This window comes from Pedobacter sp. ASV12, assembly GCF_016429155.1.
Taxonomy (GTDB): Bacteria; Bacteroidota; Bacteroidia; order Sphingobacteriales; family Sphingobacteriaceae; genus Pedobacter.
In genome coordinates this window covers 1-255 of sequence record NZ_JAELUC010000399.1, presented here as the reverse complement: position 1 = coordinate 255, position 255 = coordinate 1, and the positions used below count along the sequence as shown (strand labels likewise).

Here is a 255-nt window from a genome sequence, read left to right as displayed (position 1 = left end):
TGCCCATGTCGTCGTACAGGTACTGGGTGGACAGGGCGGAGCTTTCGCTTTCCCAAACCTTCTTCAGCACCACCCTGCCCTCCATATCCTTGAACTCTTCTGTGGTGCCCGCCCTGCCGCTTGTCCAGTTCTCGTCTTTGGAAATGGTCTTGTAGAGCGTGCCGGGCAGGTAGTTGGCTGATGAAGAAGCGCCCGAGGCGTTGACCGTCCAGAGCTTTACCGCATCCGTGGCATCGTTGATGGCATAGCCCGGCT

The 255-nt window shown here is 58.4% G+C and carries 1 protein-coding gene; it reads right to left on the bottom strand.

Annotated elements, in window-relative coordinates; all coding sequences use genetic code 11:
* Positions 1–255: hypothetical protein (locus tag JHD69_RS20890; protein ID WP_199142220.1), on the bottom strand; the 255-nt coding region annotated here is incomplete at both ends.